General features: G+C 34.3%; 23 protein-coding genes. 20 read left to right on the top strand and 3 right to left on the bottom strand.

The features are described 5' to 3' along the window. From ilvN to ilvD, 3 genes are all read right to left on the bottom strand, one after another. The coding region (ilvN, locus tag B4H69_RS01845; RefSeq protein ID WP_291092530.1) for an acetolactate synthase small subunit at positions 1 to 248 on the bottom strand (248 nt) is incomplete at its 3' end. A 6-nt stretch (positions 249 to 254) separates the two neighbouring features. After that, positions 255 to 2,015 (bottom strand): biosynthetic-type acetolactate synthase large subunit, encoded by a 1,761-nt coding sequence (gene ilvB, locus B4H69_RS01850; protein ID WP_180905463.1) that lies wholly within the window; start codon positions 2,013 to 2,015, stop codon positions 255 to 257. Beyond that, complete coding sequence (gene ilvD, locus B4H69_RS01855) at positions 1,948 to 3,639, bottom strand: dihydroxy-acid dehydratase (protein ID WP_180905462.1); 1,692 nt, start codon at positions 3,637 to 3,639, stop codon at positions 1,948 to 1,950. Before ilvD ends, ilvB begins: the two co-directional genes overlap by 68 nt. A gap of 482 nt (positions 3,640 to 4,121) precedes the next feature. Here ilvD and mfd point away from each other — a divergent pair, with 482 nt between their 5' ends. The 20 genes from mfd (at position 4,122) to B4H69_RS01955 (ending at position 25,406) form a co-directional block, all read left to right on the top strand. After that, positions 4,122 to 7,490, top strand: coding sequence for a transcription-repair coupling factor (gene mfd, locus B4H69_RS01860; protein ID WP_291092533.1), 3,369 nt, complete (start codon positions 4,122 to 4,124; stop codon positions 7,488 to 7,490). A 227-nt stretch (positions 7,491 to 7,717) separates the two neighbouring features. Further along, on the top strand, positions 7,718 to 8,083 hold the full coding sequence (locus tag B4H69_RS01865) for an NADH-quinone oxidoreductase subunit A (protein WP_038333379.1): 366 nt from the start codon (positions 7,718 to 7,720) through the stop codon (positions 8,081 to 8,083). Positions 8,084 to 8,112: 29 nt separating this feature from the next. Further along, positions 8,113 to 8,685, top strand: a complete 573-nt coding sequence (locus B4H69_RS01870; RefSeq protein WP_038333376.1) for an NADH-quinone oxidoreductase subunit B — start codon at positions 8,113 to 8,115, stop codon at positions 8,683 to 8,685. A 9-nt stretch (positions 8,686 to 8,694) separates the two neighbouring features. Next, positions 8,695 to 9,234: an NADH-quinone oxidoreductase subunit C gene (locus B4H69_RS01875; protein WP_180905460.1), complete on the top strand. Its 540-nt coding sequence runs from the start codon at positions 8,695 to 8,697 to the stop codon at positions 9,232 to 9,234. Positions 9,235 to 9,236: 2 nt separating this feature from the next. Next, positions 9,237 to 10,478: an NADH-quinone oxidoreductase subunit D gene (locus B4H69_RS01880; protein ID WP_038333370.1), complete on the top strand. Its 1,242-nt coding sequence runs from the start codon at positions 9,237 to 9,239 to the stop codon at positions 10,476 to 10,478. 15 nt (positions 10,479 to 10,493) lie between these two features. Next, positions 10,494 to 10,985: a complex I 24 kDa subunit family protein gene (nuoE, locus tag B4H69_RS01885; protein ID WP_038333366.1), complete on the top strand. Its 492-nt coding sequence runs from the start codon at positions 10,494 to 10,496 to the stop codon at positions 10,983 to 10,985. Further along, entirely contained in the window at positions 10,985 to 12,343 is a 1,359-nt protein-coding gene (gene nuoF, locus B4H69_RS01890; RefSeq protein WP_180905459.1) for an NADH-quinone oxidoreductase subunit NuoF, read from the top strand. Before nuoE ends, nuoF begins: the two co-directional genes overlap by 1 nt. 7 nt (positions 12,344 to 12,350) lie before the next feature. Continuing rightward, positions 12,351 to 13,433, top strand: a complete 1,083-nt coding sequence (locus B4H69_RS01895; protein ID WP_038333449.1) for a 2Fe-2S iron-sulfur cluster-binding protein — start codon at positions 12,351 to 12,353, stop codon at positions 13,431 to 13,433. Positions 13,434 to 13,457: 24 nt separating this feature from the next. Continuing rightward, entirely contained in the window at positions 13,458 to 14,507 is a 1,050-nt protein-coding gene (gene nuoH, locus B4H69_RS01900) for an NADH-quinone oxidoreductase subunit NuoH (RefSeq protein WP_038333358.1), read from the top strand. 22 nt (positions 14,508 to 14,529) lie between these two features. Beyond that, on the top strand, positions 14,530 to 15,030 hold the full coding sequence (gene nuoI, locus B4H69_RS01905) for an NADH-quinone oxidoreductase subunit NuoI (protein ID WP_038333352.1): 501 nt from the start codon (positions 14,530 to 14,532) through the stop codon (positions 15,028 to 15,030). Beyond that, positions 15,030 to 15,548, top strand: a complete 519-nt coding sequence (locus B4H69_RS01910; protein WP_180905458.1) for an NADH-quinone oxidoreductase subunit J — start codon at positions 15,030 to 15,032, stop codon at positions 15,546 to 15,548. Before nuoI ends, B4H69_RS01910 begins: the two co-directional genes overlap by 1 nt. Before the next feature lie 16 nt (positions 15,549 to 15,564). After that, positions 15,565 to 15,891: an NADH-quinone oxidoreductase subunit NuoK gene (nuoK, locus tag B4H69_RS01915; RefSeq protein ID WP_026357457.1), complete on the top strand. Its 327-nt coding sequence runs from the start codon at positions 15,565 to 15,567 to the stop codon at positions 15,889 to 15,891. Between the two features lie 2 nt (positions 15,892 to 15,893). Continuing rightward, the gene (nuoL, locus tag B4H69_RS01920; RefSeq protein WP_180905457.1) at positions 15,894 to 17,786 is read left to right on the top strand and encodes an NADH-quinone oxidoreductase subunit L; all 1,893 of its coding nucleotides are present in this window, start codon (positions 15,894 to 15,896) and stop codon (positions 17,784 to 17,786) included. Between the two features lie 7 nt (positions 17,787 to 17,793). Then, positions 17,794 to 19,212, top strand: a complete 1,419-nt coding sequence (locus B4H69_RS01925) for a complex I subunit 4 family protein (protein ID WP_038333343.1) — start codon at positions 17,794 to 17,796, stop codon at positions 19,210 to 19,212. 20 nt (positions 19,213 to 19,232) lie between these two features. Then, complete coding sequence (locus B4H69_RS01930) at positions 19,233 to 20,621, top strand: NADH-quinone oxidoreductase subunit N (RefSeq protein ID WP_180905456.1); 1,389 nt, start codon at positions 19,233 to 19,235, stop codon at positions 20,619 to 20,621. A 113-nt stretch (positions 20,622 to 20,734) separates the two neighbouring features. Beyond that, entirely contained in the window at positions 20,735 to 21,334 is a 600-nt protein-coding gene (locus tag B4H69_RS01935) for a hypothetical protein (RefSeq protein ID WP_180905455.1), read from the top strand. Positions 21,335 to 21,413: 79 nt separating this feature from the next. After that, entirely contained in the window at positions 21,414 to 23,267 is a 1,854-nt protein-coding gene (locus tag B4H69_RS01940) for a M1 family metallopeptidase (protein ID WP_180905454.1), read from the top strand. Next, positions 23,267 to 24,040, top strand: a complete 774-nt coding sequence (locus tag B4H69_RS01945) for a type III pantothenate kinase (protein WP_180905453.1) — start codon at positions 23,267 to 23,269, stop codon at positions 24,038 to 24,040. The genes B4H69_RS01940 and B4H69_RS01945 overlap by 1 nt, the downstream gene beginning before the upstream one ends. Before the next feature lie 144 nt (positions 24,041 to 24,184). Beyond that, positions 24,185 to 24,760: an RNA polymerase sigma factor gene (locus tag B4H69_RS01950; protein WP_180905452.1), complete on the top strand. Its 576-nt coding sequence runs from the start codon at positions 24,185 to 24,187 to the stop codon at positions 24,758 to 24,760. Beyond that, on the top strand, positions 24,744 to 25,406 hold the full coding sequence (locus B4H69_RS01955; RefSeq protein WP_115002304.1) for a hypothetical protein: 663 nt from the start codon (positions 24,744 to 24,746) through the stop codon (positions 25,404 to 25,406). Before B4H69_RS01950 ends, B4H69_RS01955 begins: the two co-directional genes overlap by 17 nt. Positions 25,407 to 25,427 lie beyond the last annotated feature (21 nt).

Raw genomic sequence — 25,427 nt, forward strand, 5'->3', positions numbered from 1 at the left:
ATCCAGTTATTGAAATAAGCTTTAAGAACATCGATTTGTTTTTCAATTTGCATGCAAAGTTTTCGAACGACTTCTTCAGATTCTTCAATAACAATTGTAAATCTGTGTACATTTTCTATTTCTGATGGAGAAGTGCTTAAACTTTCAATATTAATTTTTCGTCGAGTAAAAATTCCTGCAACTCTTCCTAAAATTCCTATGGAATTTTCTGTATATAACGTAATTGTATATTCTTGTTTTGAGTCCATAATAATTTATTTTAATCTAATTTCAGAAACACTTGTACCTTGTTCTACCATAGGAAATACATTATTTTCTTTTCCTACCATAACTTCTAAAAGATATGAACCATCATGTTCTAACATTTCTTTTAATGCATTTTTCAAGTCATTTCTCGCCTCTATTTTTTGACCTTCTATTTGATACGCTTTTGCAAGCGCAACAAAATCTGGACTTGTAATATCTACGAAAGAATAGCGTTTGTCGTTGAATAATTCTTGCCATTGACGAACCATTCCAAGGAAGCTATTGTTTAGAATTAACATTTTTACTTTAGCTCCGAATTGCATAATCGTTCCCATTTCTTGTAACGTCATCTGGAAACCACCATCTCCACAAACCATGACAATGTCTTTTTCAGGTGCTCCGTACCATGCTCCAATTGCAGCAGGTAAACCAAATCCCATCGTTCCTAATCCACCAGATGTAACCAAAAGCTTAGAATCTTTGAATTTCGCATAACGACAAGCTGCCATTTGATGTTGCCCAACGTCTGTCACAATTACTGCTTCTCCGTTTGTTAACTCATTTAATGTATTAATAACCTCAGCCATAGACATCACATCAGTTGTTGGGTGGAATTCTTTATCAATAACTTCTGTACGTTCTTCTTTTTCGAGATCTCTAAATTCTTTTAACCATTGAGAGTGATCATTAGGATCAATTAAATTTGTTAATAACGGAAGTGTTTTTTTACAATCTCCCCAAACTGGCACTGCAACTTTTACATTTTTACCAATTTCTGCAGGATCAATATCAAGATGAATGACTTTCGCTTGTTTTGCATATTTGTCTAAACGTCCGGTTACGCGGTCATCAAACCTCATCCCAATAGCAATTAATATATCGCAATCATTTGTTTTGACATTCGGAGAATAATTTCCATGCATTCCTAATAAACCAACATATTGTGGATGATCTGTATCCAAAGAACTTAATCCCATTAAAGTTGTAGCCACTGGAATTCCAGATTTTTCTAAGAAATCTTTTAATTCTTGCTCTGCTTTTCCAAGCAGAATTCCTTGACCAATAATCGCAAATGGTTTTTTTGCTTGATTAATAAGTTCAGCAGCAGCTTTTACATATTCAGTTCTTATTTCTGGTTCTGGTCTATAACTGCGAACATGAGTGCATTTCTCATATTTTTTCTTTTCGATAAGCTGTATTTGAGCATTTTTTGTAATGTCAATCAATACAGGTCCTGGTCGTCCAGAACGCGCGATATGAAAAGCTTTTGCTAAAACATCATTGATTTCTTCCGCATCAGTAATTTGATAATTCCATTTCGTGATGGGATTAGTAATGTTGATAACATCAGTTTCTTGAAAAGCATCCGTTCCTAAAAGAGAAGCGAAAACTTGTCCTGTGATACATACGATAGGATTACTATCAATCATGGCATCAGCAATTCCGGTTACTAAATTCGTTGCGCCTGGCCCACTCGTAGCAAAAGCTACACCTACTTTTCCTGAAGTTCTTGCATAACCTTGCGCAGCATGAATACCACCTTGTTCATGACGAACTAAAATGTGTTCTAATTTATCTTTGTAATCATACAAAGCATCATAAATAGGCATAATTGCGCCACCAGGGTATCCGAAAACTGTTGTCACTCCTTCGGATAATAAAGCATTAATAATTGCTTGTGAACCTGAAATTTGAGTTGGTTTATTGGTCAGTAAGACATCCTTCTGAAGCGTTTCCGACTTGCTTTGCGTATTTGTATAAGACTCCATTTTTTACTTTTAATGCGGGTTGTTTCCAGTTATTTTTTCGATTTTCTAATGTTTTTTCATCAACCAAAAGATTCAATTCATTCTTGTTGATGTCAATTTCGATGAGGTCATCATTTTCGACTAATGCGATTGGACCTCCTTCAAAAGCTTCTGGTGTGATGTGACCGACGACAAATCCGTGTGTTCCGCCACTAAATCGTCCATCAGTAATTAAAGCGACTTTATCTCCCAATCCAGCGCCGATAATGGCAGAGGTTGGTTTCAACATTTCTGGCATTCCAGGACCTCCTTTTGGTCCTTCGTTTCGGATGACGATAACACTTCCAGCTTTGATTTGTAAATCTTCAATTGCTTTCAGAACTTCAACTTCGCTATTAAAAACTTGTGCTTTTCCTTTGAAATAGAAACCTTCTTTTCCAGATATTTTTGACACTGATCCGCCTGGAGCAAGGTTTCCGTAAAGCATTTGTAAGTGTCCAGTTTCTTTTATGGGATTAGATAATGGACGAATAATATTTTGCTTAGAGAAATCTAAATCAGGAACTGATGCTAAATTTTCTGCTAATGTTTTTCCAGTAACCGTTAAACAGCTTCCATCGATTAATCCTTCTTGTAACATATATTTTAAAACAGCAGGAACTCCTCCAACTTTACTCAAATGTTCCATCAAGTATTTTCCACTAGGTTTTAAGTCTGCTATTACTGGTGTTTTATCGTTTATTGCTTGTATATCGTCTAATGATAATTCGATGTTCATTGTAGCCGCAATTGCTAATAAGTGCAAAACAGCATTTGTACTTCCGCCTAAAAAAACAATCGTTTTGATGGCATTTTCTAAAGAATTCTTCGTGATGATATCACTTGGTTTAATATCTTTTTCTAATAAAATTCTTAGGTAATGCGCCGAAGTAGTACATTCGTTTTTCTTTTCTTGACTAAGAGCAGGATAAGATGAAGAATAAGGTAAACTCATTCCCATAGCTTCAATCGCCGCTGCCATCGTGTTTGCTGTGTACATTCCGCCGCAAGCGCCCGGACCAGGACATGCATTTTGAATGATTCCACAAAAATCTTTGTCATCAAGATTTCCGTTTAATTTTTTACCTAATGCTTCAAATGCAGAGACAATGTTTAATTCCTCTTCTTTGTAATGTCCAGGAGCAATTGTTCCACCATAAATCATGATTGAAGGACGATTCAAACGTCCCATTGCCATAATCGATCCAGGCATGTTTTTATCACAACCTGGTATTGTGATTACGCCATCGTAAAAGTGGCCTGCACAAACAGTTTCGATCGAATCTGCGATGATTTCTCTACTTACCAAAGAGTAGCGCATTCCAGAAGTTCCGTTGGTAATTCCATCGCTAATTCCGATAGTATTGAACTTCAATCCGATTAGGTTTTCGGCTTTCATTCCGTCTTGTACCAACTGCGCAAATTGATTCAGGTGCATATTGCAAGTATTTCCATCGTATCCCATACTTGCAATTCCGATTAGTGGTTTTTTTAGGTCTTCGTTAGTTAGGCCAATCCCATGTAACATCGCTTGTGACGCGGGTAAAGTGTCATCTTGCGTTACGGTTCGGCTGTGTTTGTTTAGTGCTTCGTTGTTGTTTTTCATCACTGTTTATTTGACATTTGTTTGTATTAAAAACATAAAAAAAGCCACCTTGAATAAAGGTGGCTCATAAAAAATCGTTCAAAAAATTCGTCATAAAACCACCTTTCCTAATCGTAAGACCAAGACTAAAATAATAATGATAATAATGACGAAATTGTTTTGCATAATATTGTTTAATTAATTTTTCTCCATAAAAAAAGCCACCTCGTTAAGAAGTGGCTTTAATTGTTATTTTGTACGTACACAACTAATTACCACTCCTTGGAATAAGAATGACTAAAATAATCAAGTTGATAATGTTGTGAACTAATTTCATTTTCTTTTTTTGATAAATCAAAGCTAGGATTAATTTTTTTAACTTAGCTCAACTTTTTTTATAAATTTTCCGAAAAATTTTCATTAATTAAAAATTCGCATTTTAACATTGCTTTTTTTGAAGATTGTTTAAAAATAAGTTTATAAAATTTTATATTTGCAAAACTTTGGAACAGAAAACTATTCACAACGTTTTTAGCTTATACGATTCTTCAGATTTCGTACAGAAGCTTATTGTCAATTTTAAAAATAATCCACAGCATAAAGTCAATATCAAAGGTTTTTTAGGTTCAGGATTGAGTATTTTAACGGGTCATTTATATGATCGTGTTGCGCGACCAACGATTCTAATTTTTGATGACAAAGAAGAAGCGGCTTATGTGTTGAATGATTTGGAAACTTTGTTTGATAAAGAACAAATTCTATTTTTCCCGTCATCTTACAAGCGTCCTTACGAAATTGAGGAAGTAAATAATGCGAATGTTGTCATCAGAACAGAGGTTTTAAATGTGTTATCGCATTCGAAACGACCAAAAATTGTGGTGACGTACGCAGAAGCCTTGTCTGAAAAAGTGGTAACAAAAAAAGCGCTTTCTACGAATACGCTTAAAGTAAAGGTTGGGAATGATTTGGGGATTGATTTCTTAACGGAAGTTTTATCCTCTTATAATTTTCATCGTGTTGATTTTGTTTCTGAGCCGGGAGAATTCTCGATTCGTGGAGGAATTATAGATGTTTTTTCGTTTTCGAATGAACACCCTTATCGAATTTCGTTGTTTGGAGATGAAGTTGAAACCATCAGAACGTTTGATATCGAGAATCAATTGTCTATTGCAACGACCAAAGAAATTACGATTATTCCGAATCTTGAAAGTAAATCGATTAATGAAAAGCGAGAGAGTTTTTTAGAATATATTTCGAAGGATAGTTTAATTATCGCCAAAAATATTTCTGTTTTAGCAAAACAAATTACCAAGAATTTTGAACAAGCTGAAAATGCTTTTGCTGAATTAAAAGGAGAAATTAAACAAGCAGAACCGAATCAATTATTTTTGAATAAAAATGCTTTTCTTCAACAAATTTCATCTTTTGGAGTGATTGAATGTTCGATGAAATCTTATTTTGAAACAGTTGAAGAAATAGAATCACCATTCAAACCTCAACCAAGTTTTAACAAACAATTCGAATTACTAATTGATGATTTGAATGAACACAAAAACGAAGGTTTCAAAAATGCACTGATTTGCTCCAATGAAAATCAAATCAAACGTTTTGAAGAAATTTTTGATGATATTGGAAAAGAAGTTTCTTACATTCCAGTTTTGGGTTCTATTTATCAAGGTTTCATTGATGAAGAAATCAAATTAACATGTTATACCGATCATCAGATTTTTGGACGTTATCATAAATTCAATCTTCGAAATTCATTTTCCAAAAAAGAAGCGATTACGCTAAAGGAAATCAATTCGTTGAAAGTTGGAGATTTTGTGACGCATATCGATTACGGAATTGGAAAATTTGCTGGTTTGGTAAGATTGAATAATAATGGCGTAACGCAAGAATCAATCAAATTGATTTATCAAAATAATGATATTCTGTACGTTAATATTCATTCGTTGCATAAAATTGCGAAGTTTAGAGGAAAAGATGGCGCTGAGCCAAAAATCTCGAAACTTGGTTCACCAGCTTGGAAAAATTTAAAGAATAAAACCAAAGCTAAAGTAAAAGAAATTGCCTTCGATTTGATTAAATTATATGCGAAACGTCGTGCTAGAAAAGGCTTCGCGTATTCTCCTGATACATATTTACAAAATGAGTTGGAAGCTTCTTTTATTTATGAAGATACGCCCGATCAGTACAAAGCGACGCAAGATGTGAAAGCTGATATGGAATCTGAACGCCCTATGGATCGCCTGGTTTGTGGTGATGTAGGTTTCGGGAAAACGGAAGTCGCGATTCGTGCGGCGATGAAAGCTGCAGTAGATGGAAAGCAAGTTGCTGTTTTGGTTCCAACAACGATTTTGGCTTTTCAACATTTCAAAACATTTTCAGAGCGTTTACGAGATTTGCCTGTGAAAGTAGCTTATCTCAATCGATTTGTAACAGGAGCAAAGAAAAAGGCCGTTTTAGATGGTTTAAAATCTGGTCAAGTTGATATTGTGATTGGGACGCATCAATTGGTTAATCCAAAAATTGAGTACAAAGATTTGGGATTATTAATTGTGGATGAAGAGCATAAATTTGGTGTTGGTGTAAAAGATAAATTGAAAACACTTCGCGAAAATATTGATACATTAACCTTGACAGCGACGCCAATTCCGCGTACACTTCAATTTTCGTTGATGGCTGCTCGAGATTTGTCGGTTATCAAAACTCCTCCACCAAATAGACAACCTGTCGATACACAATTGGTTGGTTTCAATGAAGAGATTTTCCGTGATGCGATTATGTACGAAATGCAACGTGGTGGACAAGTTTATATCATTCACAATCGTGTGCAATCGTTGAAAGATATTGCAGGAATGGTGCAACGATTAGTTCCTGATGCGCGTGTGGCGATTGGTCATGGACAGATGGATGGGAAAGAATTAGAGGCTGTTTTGCTCGATTTTATTGATGGTCGATATGATGTTTTTGTGTCAACAACAATTATCGAATCTGGTTTGGATGTTCCGAATGCGAATACGATTTTAATTAATGATGCGCAGAATTTTGGTTTGGCGGATTTGCATCAAATGCGTGGGCGTGTTGGTCGTAGTAACCGCAAAGCGTTCTGTTATTTGGTTGCGCCGCCACTTTCGGTTTTAACGGACGAAGCGCGTAAACGTTTGCAAGCAATTGAGCAGTTTTCTGATTTAGGATCAGGATTTAATATTGCCATGAAAGATTTAGAAATTCGTGGAGCGGGAAATCTTTTAGGTGCGGAGCAAACAGGATTTATGATGGATATCGGTTTCGAAACGTATCAAAAAATCTTGAATGAAGCGATTGAAGAATTGAAAGAAACAGATTTCAAAGATTTGTTCGAAGATCAAAAATCGGGAGAAGTAAAATCCTATGTTTCGGATGTACAGATTGATTCGGATTTACAAATTATGTTCCCAGATGAATACATTGAAAGTTCGGAAGAACGTTTGTTGTTATACAAAGAATTAGCTGATATCGAAACTGAAACAGATTTACAAACGTTTAAAAATAATTTGATTGACCGCTTCGGAAAATTACCAATTGAAGCCGAAAATTTATTGGAATCAATTCAATTGAAATGGATCAGTAAAAAATTAGGTTTCGAACGCTTGGTGATGAAAAATGGAATTTTGTTGGCTTATTTTATTAATAAACCACAAAGCGAATTTTATCAGTCAGAAGAATTTAGATTAATTTTAAATTACGTTCAAAATAACCCTAAAAACATCAGTTTTAAGGAAAAATCACCCAAAAAAGGAGAAGAGTATCCAACATTGTTAGTACGATTTGAACATATTAAAACTGTGCATGAAGCACTGCAAAATCTACAAAATTTATTAATTCATTAACTTTTTTAAGTTTTAATTAGTAATCTAATAAAATACATAGGGAGAATTGACCAAGTTGTTAGTTCTCCTTTTTTTATTCAATCATCAAACTTCCGATATAGATAAATAATATATAATTTATCATATAAAGAACTATAACTAGCTGAAAACTAATTTACATAAATAATATGATATTTTATTATTATTTTTATCGATAAAATATTAGTTGGAAAAATAGTAAAGTAGTTATGGAAACAGCATCAAGTTATATTCCTATTCTCATCCTTTTTGTGGTTGCTTTTGCGTTTGTAGCGGGTACTATCGTTGCGACACATTTGCTTGGGCCGTCCAGAAAAACAGACGAAAAATTAGAGAATTTCGAGTCTGGGATTGAGAAAGTAGGAAATGCAAGACAGCCATTTGCAATTAAATACTTCCTAGTAGCCATTTTATTCGTGTTATTCGACGTAGAGGTGATCTTCTTTTATCCGTATGCAGCGAATTTTAAAGAATTAGGTTGGGAAGGTTTTGCAGCAGTTGTAACATTCGTTGGATTATTCTTTGTGATGTACTTGTATGTACGCAAAAAAGGAGCTCTTAATTGGGAAAAATAGAGCGATTAAAATTCTAAAATAATAGTATAATGATTCATAATAAAAGACCAGTAACACACAATACCAATGTGAAGATTGTAGAGTCTCCAGGTGGTTTTGAAGGTGAAGGTTTTATGGCGATGCAACTATCAAAAGTGGTTGGATTAGCGCGTAAAAACTCTATTTGGCCTTTACCATTTGCGACAAGTTGTTGTGGAATCGAGTTTATGGCGACTATGGGTTCGACATACGATTTGGCACGTTTTGGATCTGAACGTTTGGCTTTTACGCCTCGTCAGTGCGATTTGTTGATGGTAATGGGTACAATTTCTAAAAAAATGGCGCCAGTTCTGAAGCAAGTTTACATTCAAATGGCAGAACCTCGTTGGGTAATTGCTGTTGGAGCTTGTGCAAGTTCGGGAGGAATTTTTGATACATATTCGGTTTTACAAGGAATTGATGAAGTAATTCCAGTCGACGTTTATGTGCCAGGTTGTCCGCCTCGTCCAGAAGCAATTATTGATGGTGTAATGCGTATTCAGGAGTTAGTAGAGAGCGAAAGTGTTCGTCGTAGAAGTAGCGAAGAATATCAACAACTTTTAGCAAGTTATGGAATTAAATAAGTTGAAATAATGGACAATTCATTTATAAAAGACCGTTTGGTTCAGAAGTTTCAAGAAAATATATACGGATACGAAGAGCATTTCGGTGTATTGACTTTATACGCTAACAAAGATTTCAATCTAAAGATTTTACAATATTTATATGATGATGAGCAATTGTCTTTCAAATTTTTGAAGGATTTAACAGCCATTCATTATCCTAATAATGTTGGAGAAGAATTGGTTGTAACCTATTTAGTTTATAATCTATACGAAGGAGTTGAAGTTCGATTAAAATTTGTTTTGCCAATCGAGAAACCTTCGATTTTTACAGCAACTAAATTATTCGAAACAGCTAACTGGTTAGAGCGCGAAGCGTATGATTTCTATGGAGTTGATTTTGTAGGACATCCAAATTTAATTCGTGTCATGAATGTCCCAGAAATGGATTATCATCCATTACGCAAAGAGTTTCCATTAGAGGATCAAACGCGTAAAGACAAAGACGACGATATGTTTGGTCGTGGTGGTGATTTCAATTATGGAGGTTTTAATGTAAAAGCAAATTAACCATGGGAAAAGAGAAAACTAAAAAATTAAAGCATCTTGATCTTCCAGATGGTTCGTTAGAAAAAAGCACAATTACCTTAAACTTAGGGCCTACGCATCCTGCAACACATGGGGTATTTCAAAATATTTTAGAGATTGATGGTGAAATCATCAAATCTGCGGTTCCTACAGTTGGGTATATTCACCGCGCTTTTGAGAAAATTGCTGAACGCAAACCTTTGTACCAAATTACACCTTTGACAGACCGTTTGAATTATTGTTCGGCTCCGTTAAATAACTTAGGTTGGCACATGACAGTTGAGAAATTCGTTGGAATTGAAGTTCCAAAACGTGTTTCTTATTTGCGTGTTATCATTATGGAATTGGCTCGTATGGCAGATCATATCGTATGTAATTCGATTATGGGTGTTGATACAGGAGCATTTACAGGATTCCTTTATATGATGAAATATCGTGAGTTGATTTATGAGATTTACGAAGAAATTTGTGGTTCTCGTTTAACAACAAATATTGGTCGTATCGGAGGTTTCGAACGTGATTTTTCTGAAGTTGCATGGACAAAAATCCATCGTTTCGTGAGAGAGTTTCCAGATGTCTTAACAGAGTTTGAAAACTTATTTTTACGTAACCGTATTTTTATGGATCGTACACAAGGAGTTGGAGGAATTTCGGCTGAGCGTGCATTAAATTATGGTTTCACAGGACCAAATTTACGTGCGGCTGGTGTAGATTATGATGTTCGTGTAGCGAAACCATATTCTCGTTACGAAGAATTCGAATTCGATATTCCAGTTGGTACAACGGGGGATTGTTACGATAGATTCTTAGTTCGTGGTCAAGAAATGTGGCAAAGTTTAAGCATCATCAAACAAGCAATTGCAAAGATTGATGCATTAGAAGGAGAAGAAGCTACGCAATATCATGCCGATGCTCCAGACTTCTATTTACCACTAAAGAAAGATGTTTACACAAAAATGGAAGCGTTAATCTATCACTTCAAAATTATTATGGGAGAGGTAGATATGCCAAAAGGAGAAATTTATAATTCAATAGAAGCTGCAAATGGCGAGTTGGGTTATTATTTTGTTTCTGATGGTGGACGTTCGCCATACCGTTTACATTTCCGTAGACCTTGTTTCATTTATTATCAAGCTTATCCAGAATTGATCGAAGGATCAATGATTTCAGATGCCATTATTACAATGAGTAGTTTGAATTTGATCGCTGGAGAATTAGATGCTTAATAAAAATTATTAAAAATGGCAATTCAATTTTCAGAAGAGACACAACAAAAAGTAGATAAAATCATTGCACGTTATCCAGAGGATAAAAAACAAAGTGCATTGATTCCTTTGCTTCATGTGGCACAAGCTGAGTTTGGTGGTTGGTTAGACACACCTCATTTAGATTATGTTGCAGAAGTATTGAATATTTTACCAGTAGAAGTTTACGAAGTAGCTTCATTTTATTCGATGTTTAACTTAAATCCTGTAGGGAAATTTGTGTTAGAAGTTTGTCAAACAGGACCTTGTATGTTAAGAGGTTCGGACAAAATTATCGAGCACATCAAAACAAAATTAAATATCGAAGCTGGTGGAACTTCGGCAGATGGTTTATTTACATTAAAACCAGCCGAATGTTTAGGAGCATGTGGTTACGCGCCAATGTTACAGTTAGGAAAAACGTATCGTGAGAATTTAACGATCGAGAAAGTAGACGAATTAATCGAGGAATTGAAAAAATTAGCATAATGGGACAAAAATTACTGTTAAAAAATATTGATGTTCCAGGTATTCGTCATTACCAAGCTTACCGCGAAAATGGTGGTTATGCAAATGCTGAGAAAGCATTTAAAATGACAACGGATGAAATCTTAGAAGAAGTAAAAACTTCTGGTTTAAGAGGTCGTGGTGGAGCAGGTTTCCCAACTGGAATGAAATGGAGCTTTTTGGCAAAGCCAGAAGGTGTTCCAAGACACTTAGTGGTAAACGCAGACGAATCAGAACCAGGAACGTTCAAAGACCGTTTCTTGATGGAATATATTCCTCATTTATTAATTGAAGGAGTTTTGATTTCATCATTCTGTTTAGGATCTAATACATCATTTATTTATATCCGTGGAGAATATGCGTGGGTTGCAGAAATTTTAGAAGAAGCAATCGACGAAGCAAAAACTGCAGGTTGGTTAGGTAAAAACATCCAAGGAACTGGATTCGATTGCGAAATTTATGTTCAACGTGGAGGTGGAGCTTATATCTGTGGTGAGGAAACGGCATTGTTAGAATCTTTAGAAGGTAAACGTGGAAATCCACGTCTAAAACCACCTTTCCCAGCTGTTAAAGGTTTATGGGGAAGACCAACAGTTGTAAATAATGTAGAAACTATTGCTGCAATTGTTCCAATTATTGAGATTGGAGGAGAAGCATATTCTAAAATTGGAGTTGGGCGTTCTACAGGAACAAAATTAATTTCAGCTTGTGGTAATATTAATAAACCAGGCGTTTATGAAATTGATATGACCATTACGGTTGAAGAATTTATTTATTCAGATGAATATTGTGGAGGAATTCCAAATGGAAAACGTCTTAAAGCATGTATTCCTGGAGGAAGCTCTGTGCCAATTGTTCCAGCAAACTTATTGTTAAAAACTGCTGAAGGTAAACCTCGTTATATGAATTACGAAAGTTTATCAGAAGGAGGTTTCCAAACAGGAACAATGATGGGGTCTGGAGGATTTATCGTGTTAGACGAAGATCAAGACGTTGTTTATCATACCTATACATTAGCTCGTTTCTATCGTCACGAATCGTGTGGACAATGTTCACCATGTCGCGAAGGAACTGGTTGGATGGAGAAAATCTTGAAAAGAATCGATGAAGGAAAAGGAAAAATGTCTGATATCGAATTGTTATGGGATGTACAACGTAAAATCGAAGGAAATACAATTTGTCCATTAGGAGATGCAGCGGCTTGGCCAGTTGCAGCGGCAATTCGTCACTTCCGTGATGAGTTCGAATGGCATATTAATAATCCAGAAGAATGTTTGACGCGTAATTTTGGTTTAGCACATTATGCTGATCCAATCGAAATTAAAGAAACCGCAAATTAATACGAAGATGGCAGAAGAAACACCATTATTTAAAGTTACCATCGATAACGAAACGATTGAAGTACCTGCGGGAACAACGATCCTTCAAGCCGCTCGTATGATTGGTAAAGAAGTAGCACCTCCAGCGATGTGTTACTACGGTAAATTAGAAAATACAGGAGGAAACTGTAGAACGTGTTTGGTAGAAGTATCAAAAGGTAGTGAAGCAGATCCTCGTCCAATGCCAAAATTGGTTCCGTCTTGTCGTACAACAGTTATGGACGGAATGGTTGTAGGCAATAAAACATCTGAGCGTACAGTTGAGGCACGTAAAGGGATTGTTGAATTATTATTAATCAATCACCCTTTAGATTGTCCAGTATGTGATCAGGCAGGAGAATGTAAATTACAAGATTTAAGTTACGAGCACGGAGCAGAAGCAACGCGTTACGAATTTGATCGTCGTACATTCCCAAAAGAAGATTTAGGTCCAAATATTCAGTTGAACATGAACCGATGCATTTTATGTTATCGTTGTGTAAAAACTGCGGATCAAATCACAGGTTGTCGTGAGCATGGTGTAATGAATCGTGGAGATCACGCTGAAATTTCAACTCATATCAACAAAAGTTTAGATAATGAATTCATCGGAAATATTATTGATGTTTGTCCAGTTGGAGCTTTAACAGATAAAACGTTCCGTTTCAAAAACCGTGTTTGGTTCTTGAAACCAGTTGATGCTCATCGCGATTGTCCTACTTGTTCAGGTAAAGCACAAGTGTGGTTCCGTGGAAATGAAGTTTTCCGTGTAACAGCTCGCAAAGATGAATTTAACGAAGTAAAAGATTGGATTTGTAACACATGTCGTTTCGATAAAAAAGATATCAACGATTGGACGTTAGAAAAACCATCAGAAATTTCTAAAGATTCTGTTGTTCGTCAAGGTCATTACTTTGAGAATAAAGTGGAGCCAAAAGAAACACTTCCGAAAGTGATCAAACGCGATCCAAAAATTTTATTAGATATTCACTCGGTTTCTGAAGTAAATGAACCAAATCGTGATTTATCAAAAATTGATGGACCAGCAACAAGTAAAGATTTTAAAGATTAATCATTCGTAAATAAAATTAACAAAATGACAGAAGAATTTATTGCTGATGCATTAGAAAAGTTAGCTTTAGTAGGCGTAATGATTGGTTTTGCATTAGTTGTTGCCATGTATTCTACTTGGGCTGAGCGTAAAGTTGCAGCATTCTTACAAGATCGTATCGGACCAAACCGTGCAGGTATTTTTGGTTTATTACAACCGCTTGCCGATGGTTTAAAATTATTCTCGAAAGAGGAAATTACACCAAAAGATTCGAATAAATTTTTATTCATCTTAGGTCCATCTTTGGCAATGATTGTAGCTTGTATGACAGGTGCAGTTATTCCATGGTCGACAGCTTTCGAGATTGGAGATCGTGTAGTTGTTCCTCAAATTGCAGATGTTAACATCGGATTTTTATACATTTTAGGTGTATTAAGTTTAGGTGTTTATGGAATTATGATTGGTGCTTGGGCATCGAACAACAAATACTCTTTAATGGGAGGTTTGCGTGCAGCTTCGCAGATTATTTCGTACGAATTACCGATGGGAATAGTGTTAATCACAATTTTGATGATGACAGGTTCTTTAAAATTGAGTGATATTGTACATTATCAACAAGAGCATGCGTGGTTTATCTTATTACAACCATTAGGATTTATTATTTTCTTGGTTTGTTCGTTCGCAGAAACTAACCGTACTCCGTTCGATTTACCAGAAGCAGAAAATGAGTTAATTGGAGGTTATCACTCAGAATATTCTTCGATGAAGATGGGATTCTTCTTATTCGCAGAATACATCAACATGTTTATCAGTTCTGTAGTAATTTCTACCTTATATTTTGGTGGATACGATATCCCATTTGTAGACGATGCAACATTAGTAAACTCTATCGGAGTGAATGGAACGGCAATTCTTAATTTCCTTTCATTATTCGGTAAAGCTTGTTTCTTCATCTTCTTCTATATGTGGGTGCGTTGGACGATTCCTCGTTTCAGATATGACCAATTAATGGATTTAGGTTGGAAAAAATTATTGCCTTTAGCATTAATCAATATGTTAATTACAGGCTTAGTGATTTTATTATTAAACAAGTAGAATCATCAAAATCATTAAAAGTATGAAACCAATTACAAATAGAGTAAAACAAGTAGAACGTAAACCCCTTACTTTTTGGGAAAGTATCTATTTGATTTCTATCGCAAAAGGGTTGATGATTACATTGAAGCATTTCTTTTCGAAGAAAGCAACAATTAGTTATCCAGAAAAACAAAGACCGTTTAGTCCTGTATTTAGAGGATTACACGTTTTGAATAGAGACGAAGAAGATCGTGAAAATTGTACGGCTTGTGGACTTTGTGCTTTGGCTTGTCCAGCAGAAGCAATTACAATGGAAGCAGCAGAAAGACTTCCTGGTGAAGAAAATCTTTACCGCGAAGAAAAATATGCAGCGAAATATGAAATTAACATGTTACGTTGTATTTTCTGTGGATTCTGTGAAGAAGCTTGTCCAAAAGATGCTGTTTATTTATCGCAAACAGTTCCACCAGCAAGTTTCAAACGTCAAAACTTTATCTATTCGAAAGAAGATTTATTAATCCCGAAAAAAGCTACAAATTAATGGAATTACCTATCATTTTATTCTATGTTTTGTCGAGCTTAACGGTGTTAAGTGCGCTACTAATGGTGTTCAGTAAGAATCCTGTACATTCCATTTTATATTTAATCGTAACATTCTTCTGCATCAGCGGACATTATGTATTGCTAAACGCACAGTTTTTGGCAATTGTAAACGTCATTGTCTATGCCGGAGCAATTATGGTATTGTTCTTATTCGTGGTGATGTTGATGAACTTGAATAGTGAAAAGAAATCATTTGGTCGACCAGCAAAAATATTAGCAGCGAGTTTAATCTCTTTATTATTTATTGCCTTGACAATTAGTATTTTCTCACAAAATCAAGCTTCTGCAAACACAGCTGTAGAAATGGGAACAGGTGATTTAGGATTGATTCACAATTTAGGATCATTGTTGTATTCAGAATATGTTTTACCATTCGAGTTGAGCAGTATTTTGTTTATTTCTGCAATGATTGGAGCGGTGATGTTATCGAAAAAGGACGAAGAATTATTGGATTAAATATAAAAAGTAAAAGATGTTACCAATCAGTTATTATATTACTTTATCATTAATCCTATTCGGAATAGGAATGGCTGGCGTAATGATTCGTCGTAACGCAATTGTCATTTTTATGTGTATAGAATTGATGTTAAATTCTGTGAATTTGTTGTTAGTAGCGTTCTCAAAAATGCACTATCACGCAAATCCAGCATTAGAAAAAGGAACAGATGCACAACTTTTAGTATTCTTTATTATGGTTGTGGCTGCGGCTGAGGTTGCTGTAGGATTATCAGTGATAATTTTATTGTTCCGCAAAGTATACTCGGTAGATATTAATGTGTTAAATCGTTTAAAAGGTTAAGAATGGAGCAGTATATATGGTTAATTCCTTTGATTCCATTCATCGGATTTTTAATTAACGGTTTAGGACGAAATGTACTTTCTAAAAGCTTAGTGACTTTCATTGGAAGTGGAGCAGTTTTGGCAAGTTTCATTTTATCAATCATGGTTTTTATGTCAGTTCCATCAGGAGCAGATGCACAACCATTAATTTTTAAGGCATTTGATATTATCAATATTCCAACTTTACAAGTTCCGTTTGCATTTCAAATTGATGCATTAACGAGTTTGTTCTTGTTAATTATTACAGGAGTTGGATTTTTAATTCACGTGTATAGCTCGGCTTACATGAGCGAAGACAAAGGATTTGCAAAATTCTTTTCTTACCTAAATTTATTCATCTTCTTCATGTTGATTCTTGTTATGGGAAACAATTTTGTAATGATGTTTATTGGATGGGAAGGAGTAGGATTATGTTCATTCTTGTTAATTGGTTTTTGGTTTACAAATCCAGAATATATCAAAGCAGCGAAGAAAGCCTTCATCATGAACCGTATCGGAGATGTTGGATTTTTATTGGCGATGTTTTGGATTTTCAAAGAATTTGGAACGTTAGAATATGTAAAAGTATTCAGCCAATTAGCAATTGATTCATCTGCATTTACAGGTTTTGTATTAACAGGAATCACATTATTGTTATTCTTAGCAGCAACGGGTAAATCGGCTCAATTACCATTGTTCACTTGGTTACCAGATGCGATGGCAGGACCAACGCCAGTTTCAGCACTTATTCACGCTGCAACAATGGTAACGGCAGGTATTTTTATGATTACACGTTGCAACGAATTATTTTCGGCAGCACCGATCACATTACAAGTTATTCAGTACGTAGGAATTGCAACAGCTTTTGTTACTGCAACTATTGCAATGCGCCAAAACGATATCAAAAAAGTATTGGCTTATTCTACAGTTTCTCAATTAGGATTAATGTTCGCAGCAATTGGTTCTGGAGCGTATATCGCAGCAGTTTTCCACGTAATGACGCACGCATTTTTCAAAGCATTATTATTCTTAGGAGCAGGTTCTGTGATTCACGGAATGCACCACGAGCAAGATATGCGCAAAATGGGGGGATTGAAGAAATACATGAAAATTACACATATCACTTTCTTGATTGGATGTTTGGCAATCGCTGGTATTCCAGGATTATCAGGTTTCTTCTCGAAAGACGAAATGTTATTAGGAATGTTTGTTTCTAATCCAGTTGTTTACGGAATCGGATTTATCGTTTCTGTGATGACAGCATTCTACATGTTCCGTTTATACGCGATGACTTTCTTAGGAGATTTAAGAGATAAAGATGCTCATCCGCACGAAAGTCCAGCAGCAATGACAATTCCATTAATCATCTTAGCAGTTCTTTCTGTTTTTGCAGGTTATGTAGGAATTCCAGCGTTGTTTATGCAAGACGGACACAAACTTCAAACTTTCTTAAGTGGAGTTGTATCAATCGGAGAAGCTCATCATGTTTCTCATGCAACAGAATGGATGATGATGGGAGCTTTATTACTTTGTGTGCTTGGCGCAATTTATTATGCCATCAAGAAATACACAAATCATGTAGATGGTGAAGCAACTGGAATTGCAAAATTCTTTGAGGATAAATGGTACATCGACGAATTATACGACAATGCAATTGTAAAACCATTGTTCGAGTTAGGTGATGTCTTGAAAAAATATGTAGAAAAAGCAGGAATTGCAGCTTTTGTTTTAGGAGTTGGAACTGTTTCTGGTCGCGCATCAAAAAATGTACGTCAGCTACAAAACGGAAATGTAGGATTCTATATTATGCTAATGGTTGTTGGAATCGTGGCAGGTATCGCAATCTTTTTTATGGGGTATTTAATTTCAAAATAGGTTAGTAATGCTTTTATCTTTATTTATCATTTTACCATTAATAGTAGGAGTTTTTATGCTATTAATGCAAGGTCAAAAACCACAAAGATGGTTAGGAGCATTCGTTGGTGGAGCGTTGTTGGCGTTGTACTTGTTTATCACTTGCAAAGGAGGAAACAACGAGTTAACGTTTCAAACACAATGGTTCAATTTCAACAGCGTTAAAACTTATTTCGCGTTAAATGCTCAAGGTTTGGGAGGATTAATGATTTTATTAACTAACCTTACTTACTTAGCTCTTTTTGTTTATTTATCAACAACAAAACAAAAATATAGCAATACATTCTATGGGTTATTGCTAATCACTTTAGCAGGATTAAACGGAGTTTTCTTAGCAGAAGATTTAATTTTATTCTATTTCTTCTGGGAAGTTGTTTTAATTCCAGTTTATTTCTTAATCGGATTATTCGGAATTGGAAAAGACAAAATTCGCGCAAATATGACATTCTTCTTATACACGATTTTAGGATCGATGTTTATGTTAGGAGGAATTATTTACATCGGATTTTTCTTACAACCAGCATCATTTTTATTAACAGATGTTGTACAAGTTACAGGACCGCATTATTCAACAAATACAGCGTTGGCATTGTTATTCTTAATCGCTTTTGTGATTAAAATTCCAATCTTTCCATTTCACACATGGCAACCAACCATCTACAAAACATCTCCAACTCCATTAACAGTTGTACTTTCAGCTTTGATGGCGAAAATGGGATTATTTGCAGTGGTTACTTGGTATTTGGGAATGTTCCCAACAATTTCAGAATTGTTCAAATACATTACGTATATCGCAATTTTCGGATTAGTTTACGCTTCGTTAATCGCATTGAGTGCAAAAAATGTAAAGAAGATTATTGCATATAGCTCGATTGCTCACTTGGCTTTAATCTTCGTTTCAATATTTTCAGAATTAGCAAATGGTGTAACAGGAGCTTATTTTCAAATGTTTTCACATGGTTTAGTTGTTTTAGGATTATGGTTATGTGTTGATATTATGGAAAGAAAATATGATTTGACAGATATCAAATCGATTGGTGGTTTAGCGAAAGTTGATCCAACATTATCTATCTTATTCATGATATTCGGTTTAGCAAACGTAGCATTACCATTGACAAGTTCATTCATCGGAGAGTTTATGATGCTTTCAGCATTGTTTACACACAATCCAGTTTTATGTGTTGTGGCTTGTTTAGGTGTTATTTTATCTGCCGTTTATACGTTGAGATTATCAAGCGCATTATTGTTTGGAGAAGTAAAAAACATCAAACAAAAAGATGCTCAAAAAGGAGGTTTTGGACCAATTGCAGTTTTATCAGTAATCGCAATCATAGTGATTATTTTAGGAGTTTATCCAACACCAATTTTTAATTTATTAGCACATTAATCATTTTTGAATAAATAGATATGAATACGATTATTTTATCAGCACTTTCAGGTATTATTTTGATGTTTAGTGGATTCTACATCAAAAATAATCGTGCCTTAAATATACTTTCTGTTGTTCTGTTTTTCGGAATGATTGTAGGAGGAATTTTCGATTTGAAAGGTTGCTCAATGTTCGCAGGAAAATTCGATAATATGATTGGACAGTCGCTTTACGGCGTTTCGTTCTTTATCGCATTGGCGGGATTGGCAATTTTTTACTTATTGTTGAACAAAGATTCGTTTGGAAAAGTAGGAAAACATGTGGCAGAATATTATGCCTTAATTTTCTTCTCTTTTACAGGAATCGCCGTTTTAGCACAATTCCACAACTTAGTAATTATGTTCTTAGGAATCGAATTAATGTCAATTCCAATGTACATTATTGCAGGAACAAACAAAGAAAGTCTTAGAAGTACAGAAGCTTCTGTAAAATATTTCTTGATGGGAGCTTTCTCAACAGGGATTTTGATGTTGGGTGTAACATTTTTGTATGGCGCAACAGGAACTTTTATGGTTGATCAATTGGTGAACTATAACAAAGATTTCGAAACAATTTATTACGCAGGATGGTGTTTAATCATCTTTGCATTTTGTTTCAAAGTTTCTGCAGCTCCTTTCCATGCATGGACACCAGACGTTTACGACGGAACACCAACTGTGTTTACATCGTTTATGTCGACAATCATCAAAGGAGGATCATTTTTAGGATTTATTTTAGTCTTAAAATCATTCCCAACAAATGTAGAATATGCCGAATATTACCGTTTATTATTTGCGTCAATCATCATTTTGACGTTATTTATCGGAAACTTCGGAGCAATTTCTCAAAAATCTGTCAAACGTTTGATGGCTTATTCATCAATCGCGCAAGCAGGTTTCATGTTATTTGTTTTGTTTAACATCAATTCATCATCTAAAGAGGCTTTGATGTTCTATACGATTGCTTATTCGGTTGCGAATTTCATTATTTTCTATACGATTGATCAATTCAAAAATCCAAAATTTGAAAGTTTCATTGGTTTAGGAAAAGCAAATCCAGTTCTGGCTGCAGCGATGACAATTTCTTTGATTTCGTTAGCAGGTATTCCATTAACAGGAGGTTTCTTCGCTAAATTTATGGCATTAAGTATTGGAGGAACAAACGATAAAAACCTATTTTTGATTGTAATTGCATTGGTTATGGCAGTTTTGAGTATGTATTATTACTTCAAAATCATCAACTATATGTATTTCAAAAAAGGAAAAAACAAATTAAAAACACAAGACGGATTAACGAATTTCCTTTTAATCATTGGAATGGTTATCTTAATTGTGATGGGAATTTTTCCAGGAATATTATCTTCATTTTTGCAAACGCCAATGTGGTAATTGTAGAATGATTATTATATAGTTTTTTATTATTTATTATTTAAAAGCTCGTGTCAAGTACTTGACACGAGCTTTTTTAGTATATTAACATTCTAAAATGTTCAACTAATTTTATGAAGATAACTTTATCGATTATAGTATTTTGTTTGCATTCAATATTATTCTCTCAACAAATTGAAGAATTAAATCGAATATTGAAAATTGATTCATTGAAATTGCATGAAAATGAAATTAGAATTTATAAAAAATACGCTACATCGACAGGTTTAGAAATGTTTCGTCTTTATAATGTTAAAGATGATTATTGGAAAGCAGAACTGTATCAAACAAAAGCAGGAACAATTGATAATGTAACTAAAATTAGAATTGTTAAAGAGAAATTAAACTCTTTGAGTAATCTTGAATTAATTTGGTTTAAAATTTTAGATACAGATATTTTATACTTGCCAGATTTTGATAAAATAAGCTATAAGCTAAAAAATAAATCAAATCAATATTCTATAGAAGAAGGAAGTATCGTAAACACGAAAAAGAAAACATCGATTCTTGATGGAGTAAGTTATTACATTTTGATTAATAGTAACAATAAAAAAAATACGATTCATTATTATAATCCAGAGAACTATCTCGAATATTATCCAAATGTTGATGAATTAATATCGATAAAAGAATTATTAGATTTGATAAGATTAGAGTTTGGTTGTTTAAAGTAATCAAAAGCTTGAAACAAAACTGACTTGTTTCAAGCTTTTTCGTATTTTTGAGAGATTAAAGTTTAATGATTAGTTAGAAATGAGAAAATTTACTTTACTAATTTGCCTTTGTTTGGTACAATTTGCTTTTGCGCAACGCAAAGGATATTGGCAACAAAAGGTAGATTATAAGATTGATGTTGATATGAAAGAAAAAGCATATCAATACGATGGAAAAATGCAATTGAAATACACGAACAATTCAGGACAAAGCCTGAATAAAGTTTATTTTCATTTGTATTTTAATGCTTTTCAACCAGGAAGTATGATGGATAATCGTTTGCAAAACATTCCAGATCCTGATAAACGAATGGCAACGAATGTCGGAACAAAAGAAAATCCAAAATATGTTAGCCGTATTTCTGAATTAAAACCAGATCAAATCGGTTATCAAAAAGTGACTTCTCTTAAGCAAGACGGTAAAGCCGTTTCGTATAAAGTTGATGGAACAATCTTAGAAGTTACTTTAGCAAAACCAATTGCAGAAGGACAAACTTCTACTTTCGATATGATTTGGAATGCGCAAGTTCCTGAACAAATTCGTCGTTCTGGACGTAATTCGAAAGATGGTGTAGAATTTTCTATGGCGCAATGGTATCCAAAAATGGCAGAATTCGATCCTGAAGGTTGGCATTTAGATGAATATGTTGGTCGCGAATTTTTTGCTCCTTTTGGTAATTTTGATGTTACAATCAACATCGATAAAGATTATGTTGTGGGAGCTTCGGGAGAATTACAAAATCCAAACAATGTAAAAGGTTATGTGAAAAATCCTACAATCAAAGCAAAAAATGGTAAAGTAGCTTGGAATTTCAAAGCTGAAAATATTCACGATTTTGTTTGGGCTGCAGATAAAGAATTTATTGTGGAGCACGAAAAATCTAAACATGGCGTAGATGTTTATTTAGTTTACCAAGATAATGATAAATCTTCTGCGTGGAGACAAGCGATGCCTTATGCATTAGGTTTCTTCGATTATAATTCTGAACATTTTGGTGAATATCCTTGGAAAACATATTCAATTATTCAAGGTGGTGACGGTGGTATGGAATATGGTACTGCAACTTTAATTGCTGGAGGAAGTAATTTAAATAGCTTAATCGGAACTATTTTCCACGAAGCAGCTCACTCTTGGTACCAACAATTATTTGGTATCAATGAAACATACAACGAGTGGTTCGACGAAGGTTTTACATCGTATGTAGAGCAAATGGCGCACCTTAATGTTGTAGATAAATTAAAAGTAATGCCTTCAAATCCAAATCCAGATGCCTACAAAGGATATATTAATTTAGCACTTTCTGGTAAAGAAGAACCTGCAAGTTTATTAGCAGACTATTATAATACAAATTATGCATACTCTTTAGAAGCGTATTACAAAGGTCAAGTTTTAGCAATTCAATTGGGATATATTATTGGAAATGATAATTTAAACAAAACATTCCTAGAATTCTATAAACAATGGAAATTCAAACATCCATCAGGGAATGATTTCAAACGTGTAGCAGAAGAAGTTTCTGGAATTAATCTTAAATGGTATTTCAACTTATTTATCAATACAACACGCAAAATTGATTACGCTGTAGAAGCTGTAAACGGAAATACAATTACAATCGCTAATAAATCTGATTTTGCAATGCCGATTGATTTATTGGTTGAATATACAGATGGTTCGAAAGAATTATTTTACATTCCTTTACGTGAAATGCGTGGAGAAAAACCAGCAGAAAATTTAGTGGAATATCAAGGTGCAAAAAGAACAATTTTAGAAGATTGGTTCTGGACAAAACCTACATATGACGTTAAAGTTTCAAAAGAAGTTAAACAAGTTACCATCGATCCAACAAAACGTTTGGCAGATGTAAATGATAAAAATAATGTATTTACAAAATAATGTTATTAGCAGTAAATATTGGAAATACTAATCTTCGTTTCGCGGTTTTCAAAAGTGAAACGGAGATTATTACATGGACAATCAATTCAAAACCTTATCGTACCGAATACGAATTTTTTGCAAAATTCTCGAACATGTACGAGCCTTTCGGAATTGAGAAAGACGATATTACAGATATTGTGATTGGTTCGGTTGTGCCACCACTTACAGCAAGCGTTAAGATTGCTTTACAAAAGATTCACAAGTTCAAACCAATGGTTGTGGATCGTAATACGCCATCTGCAATCAAGCATAAGTCAAACCAAATGGGAACAGATTTATATGCGAATGCGGTAGCTGCACATTATCAAAATTATCAAGGTAAAAAAATTATCATTGATTTTGGAACTGCGCTAACTTTTTTAGGGATTGACGAATCGGCAAATGTCGGTGGAGTAGTGATTGCTCCCGGAATTATTACTGCCTTAAATTCGTTGGTAGGAGAAACAGCTCAATTACCAACAGTAGAACTGAAAGCACCTAAAACTGTTTTGGGATCTGATACAGAATCTTGTATGCAATCAGGAATGGTTTATGGTTTTTTGAGTATGGTCGAAGGAATGATCGATCGTATCAATGCCGAAGAAGGAGAACAATGTTATGTGATTTCGACAGGTGGAGTTGGCGGCGTTTACAAATCGTTGACAGATAAAATTGATATTGATGATCGTTTACACACGATAAAAGGTCTTAAAATATTATACGAATTGAATAAAGATTCGTTTCAGAAATAATTTATTTTAGATAAATATGATTAAAAAGCTCGCTAATTGCGAGCTTTTTTCGTTCTATATCAAATCATTTCAAAAAAAATGTTTAATTTTCTGTAACCTTTTTACAAACCTTGAGTCTATTAAGTAAGAAAGCAATTAACACACGTGAAATTATTTGTACTAAATCGAAAAAGTAAAGAAGAAATTTTAGTCGAACGACTAAAAAAGAACGATGCTTTGGCGCAAAAAGAACTCTACGAACAAAGCTCCAAAAAGATGCTGAGCGTTTGTAGAAGCTACATCGAAGACATGCATTATGCAGAAGATTGTATGATTAATGGTTTTTGTAAAGTCTTTAATCATATCGAGAAATTTCAAAATAAAGGAAGTTTCGAAGGTTGGATGCGTCGAATTATGGTCAACGAATGTTTAACTTTTTTACGTGCAAATAAAACATTGATTTATGTTGATGATGTAAGAGTTTCTAATTATGATGAAGCGGATGAAGAAGTAGAGGAAACGTGGTTAAATTTTAATGTGCAAGACATGTTAGATCAACTTTCAGAACCTTATCGATTGGTGTTTAATCTTCATATTCTCGAAGATTATTCGCATCAAGAAATTTCAGAAATGCTGAATATTTCGGTTTCGACCAGCAAAACGCAATTGTTTCGAGCAAAGGCAAAACTGAAAGAAATTGTTCTAAGTAAAAAGAAAATGACAAATGAAAAACAACGATAAAATATCAAACTATATAAAAGACGATTTAGAAAATCGTGAATTGAATCCTTCTCATGATGCGTGGGACAGAATTCAAGCTCGTATGGATGTCGCTCCATCACCACAAAAATCAAATTTTAAATGGTGGTTGTCTGCTGCGGTTGTGGCGTTATTTACGGTTTCTACATCAATTTATTTATTCTCGAATCAATCGAAAGATGATCAACCAAAAGAATTTGTAAATCATCAGGAACAAAATAATCCGCAACAAATTCAATCAGACTCTAATACAGTTCATTCTTCAGAATCGATTTTAGCGAATAATGAAAAGATTGATTCTTCTAAAAAAGAAGTTGAAATTCAGACACAAGAAGAGAAGAAACCAATTCAACATGGTAAAGTTCAAGTGGCAATAAACGAAGAATCTCAACAAGTTGAAATGGCTTTTCCAACGAAGAAAGAAGCTATTGTAGAGAAGAAAGAAGATTTAAAATCAGAAGCTCAACCAAAGAAAAATATTGCAGCTAACACAACATTAGATTCTGTAAAAGTGAACAAAAAGAATAAGAATTTTGTAGATCCAAATATGTTGTTGTATTCGATCGAAAATAAAGAAAATCTAAAGGAGTCAAACCAATCGCGCGTGGTTTCTATCGGCTTCAAATAAAACATTAATATCCCTAAATTA

The organism is Empedobacter sp. UBA6745, from assembly GCF_002453775.1.
Classification (GTDB): Bacteria; Bacteroidota; Bacteroidia; order Flavobacteriales; family Weeksellaceae; genus Empedobacter; species Empedobacter falsenii_C.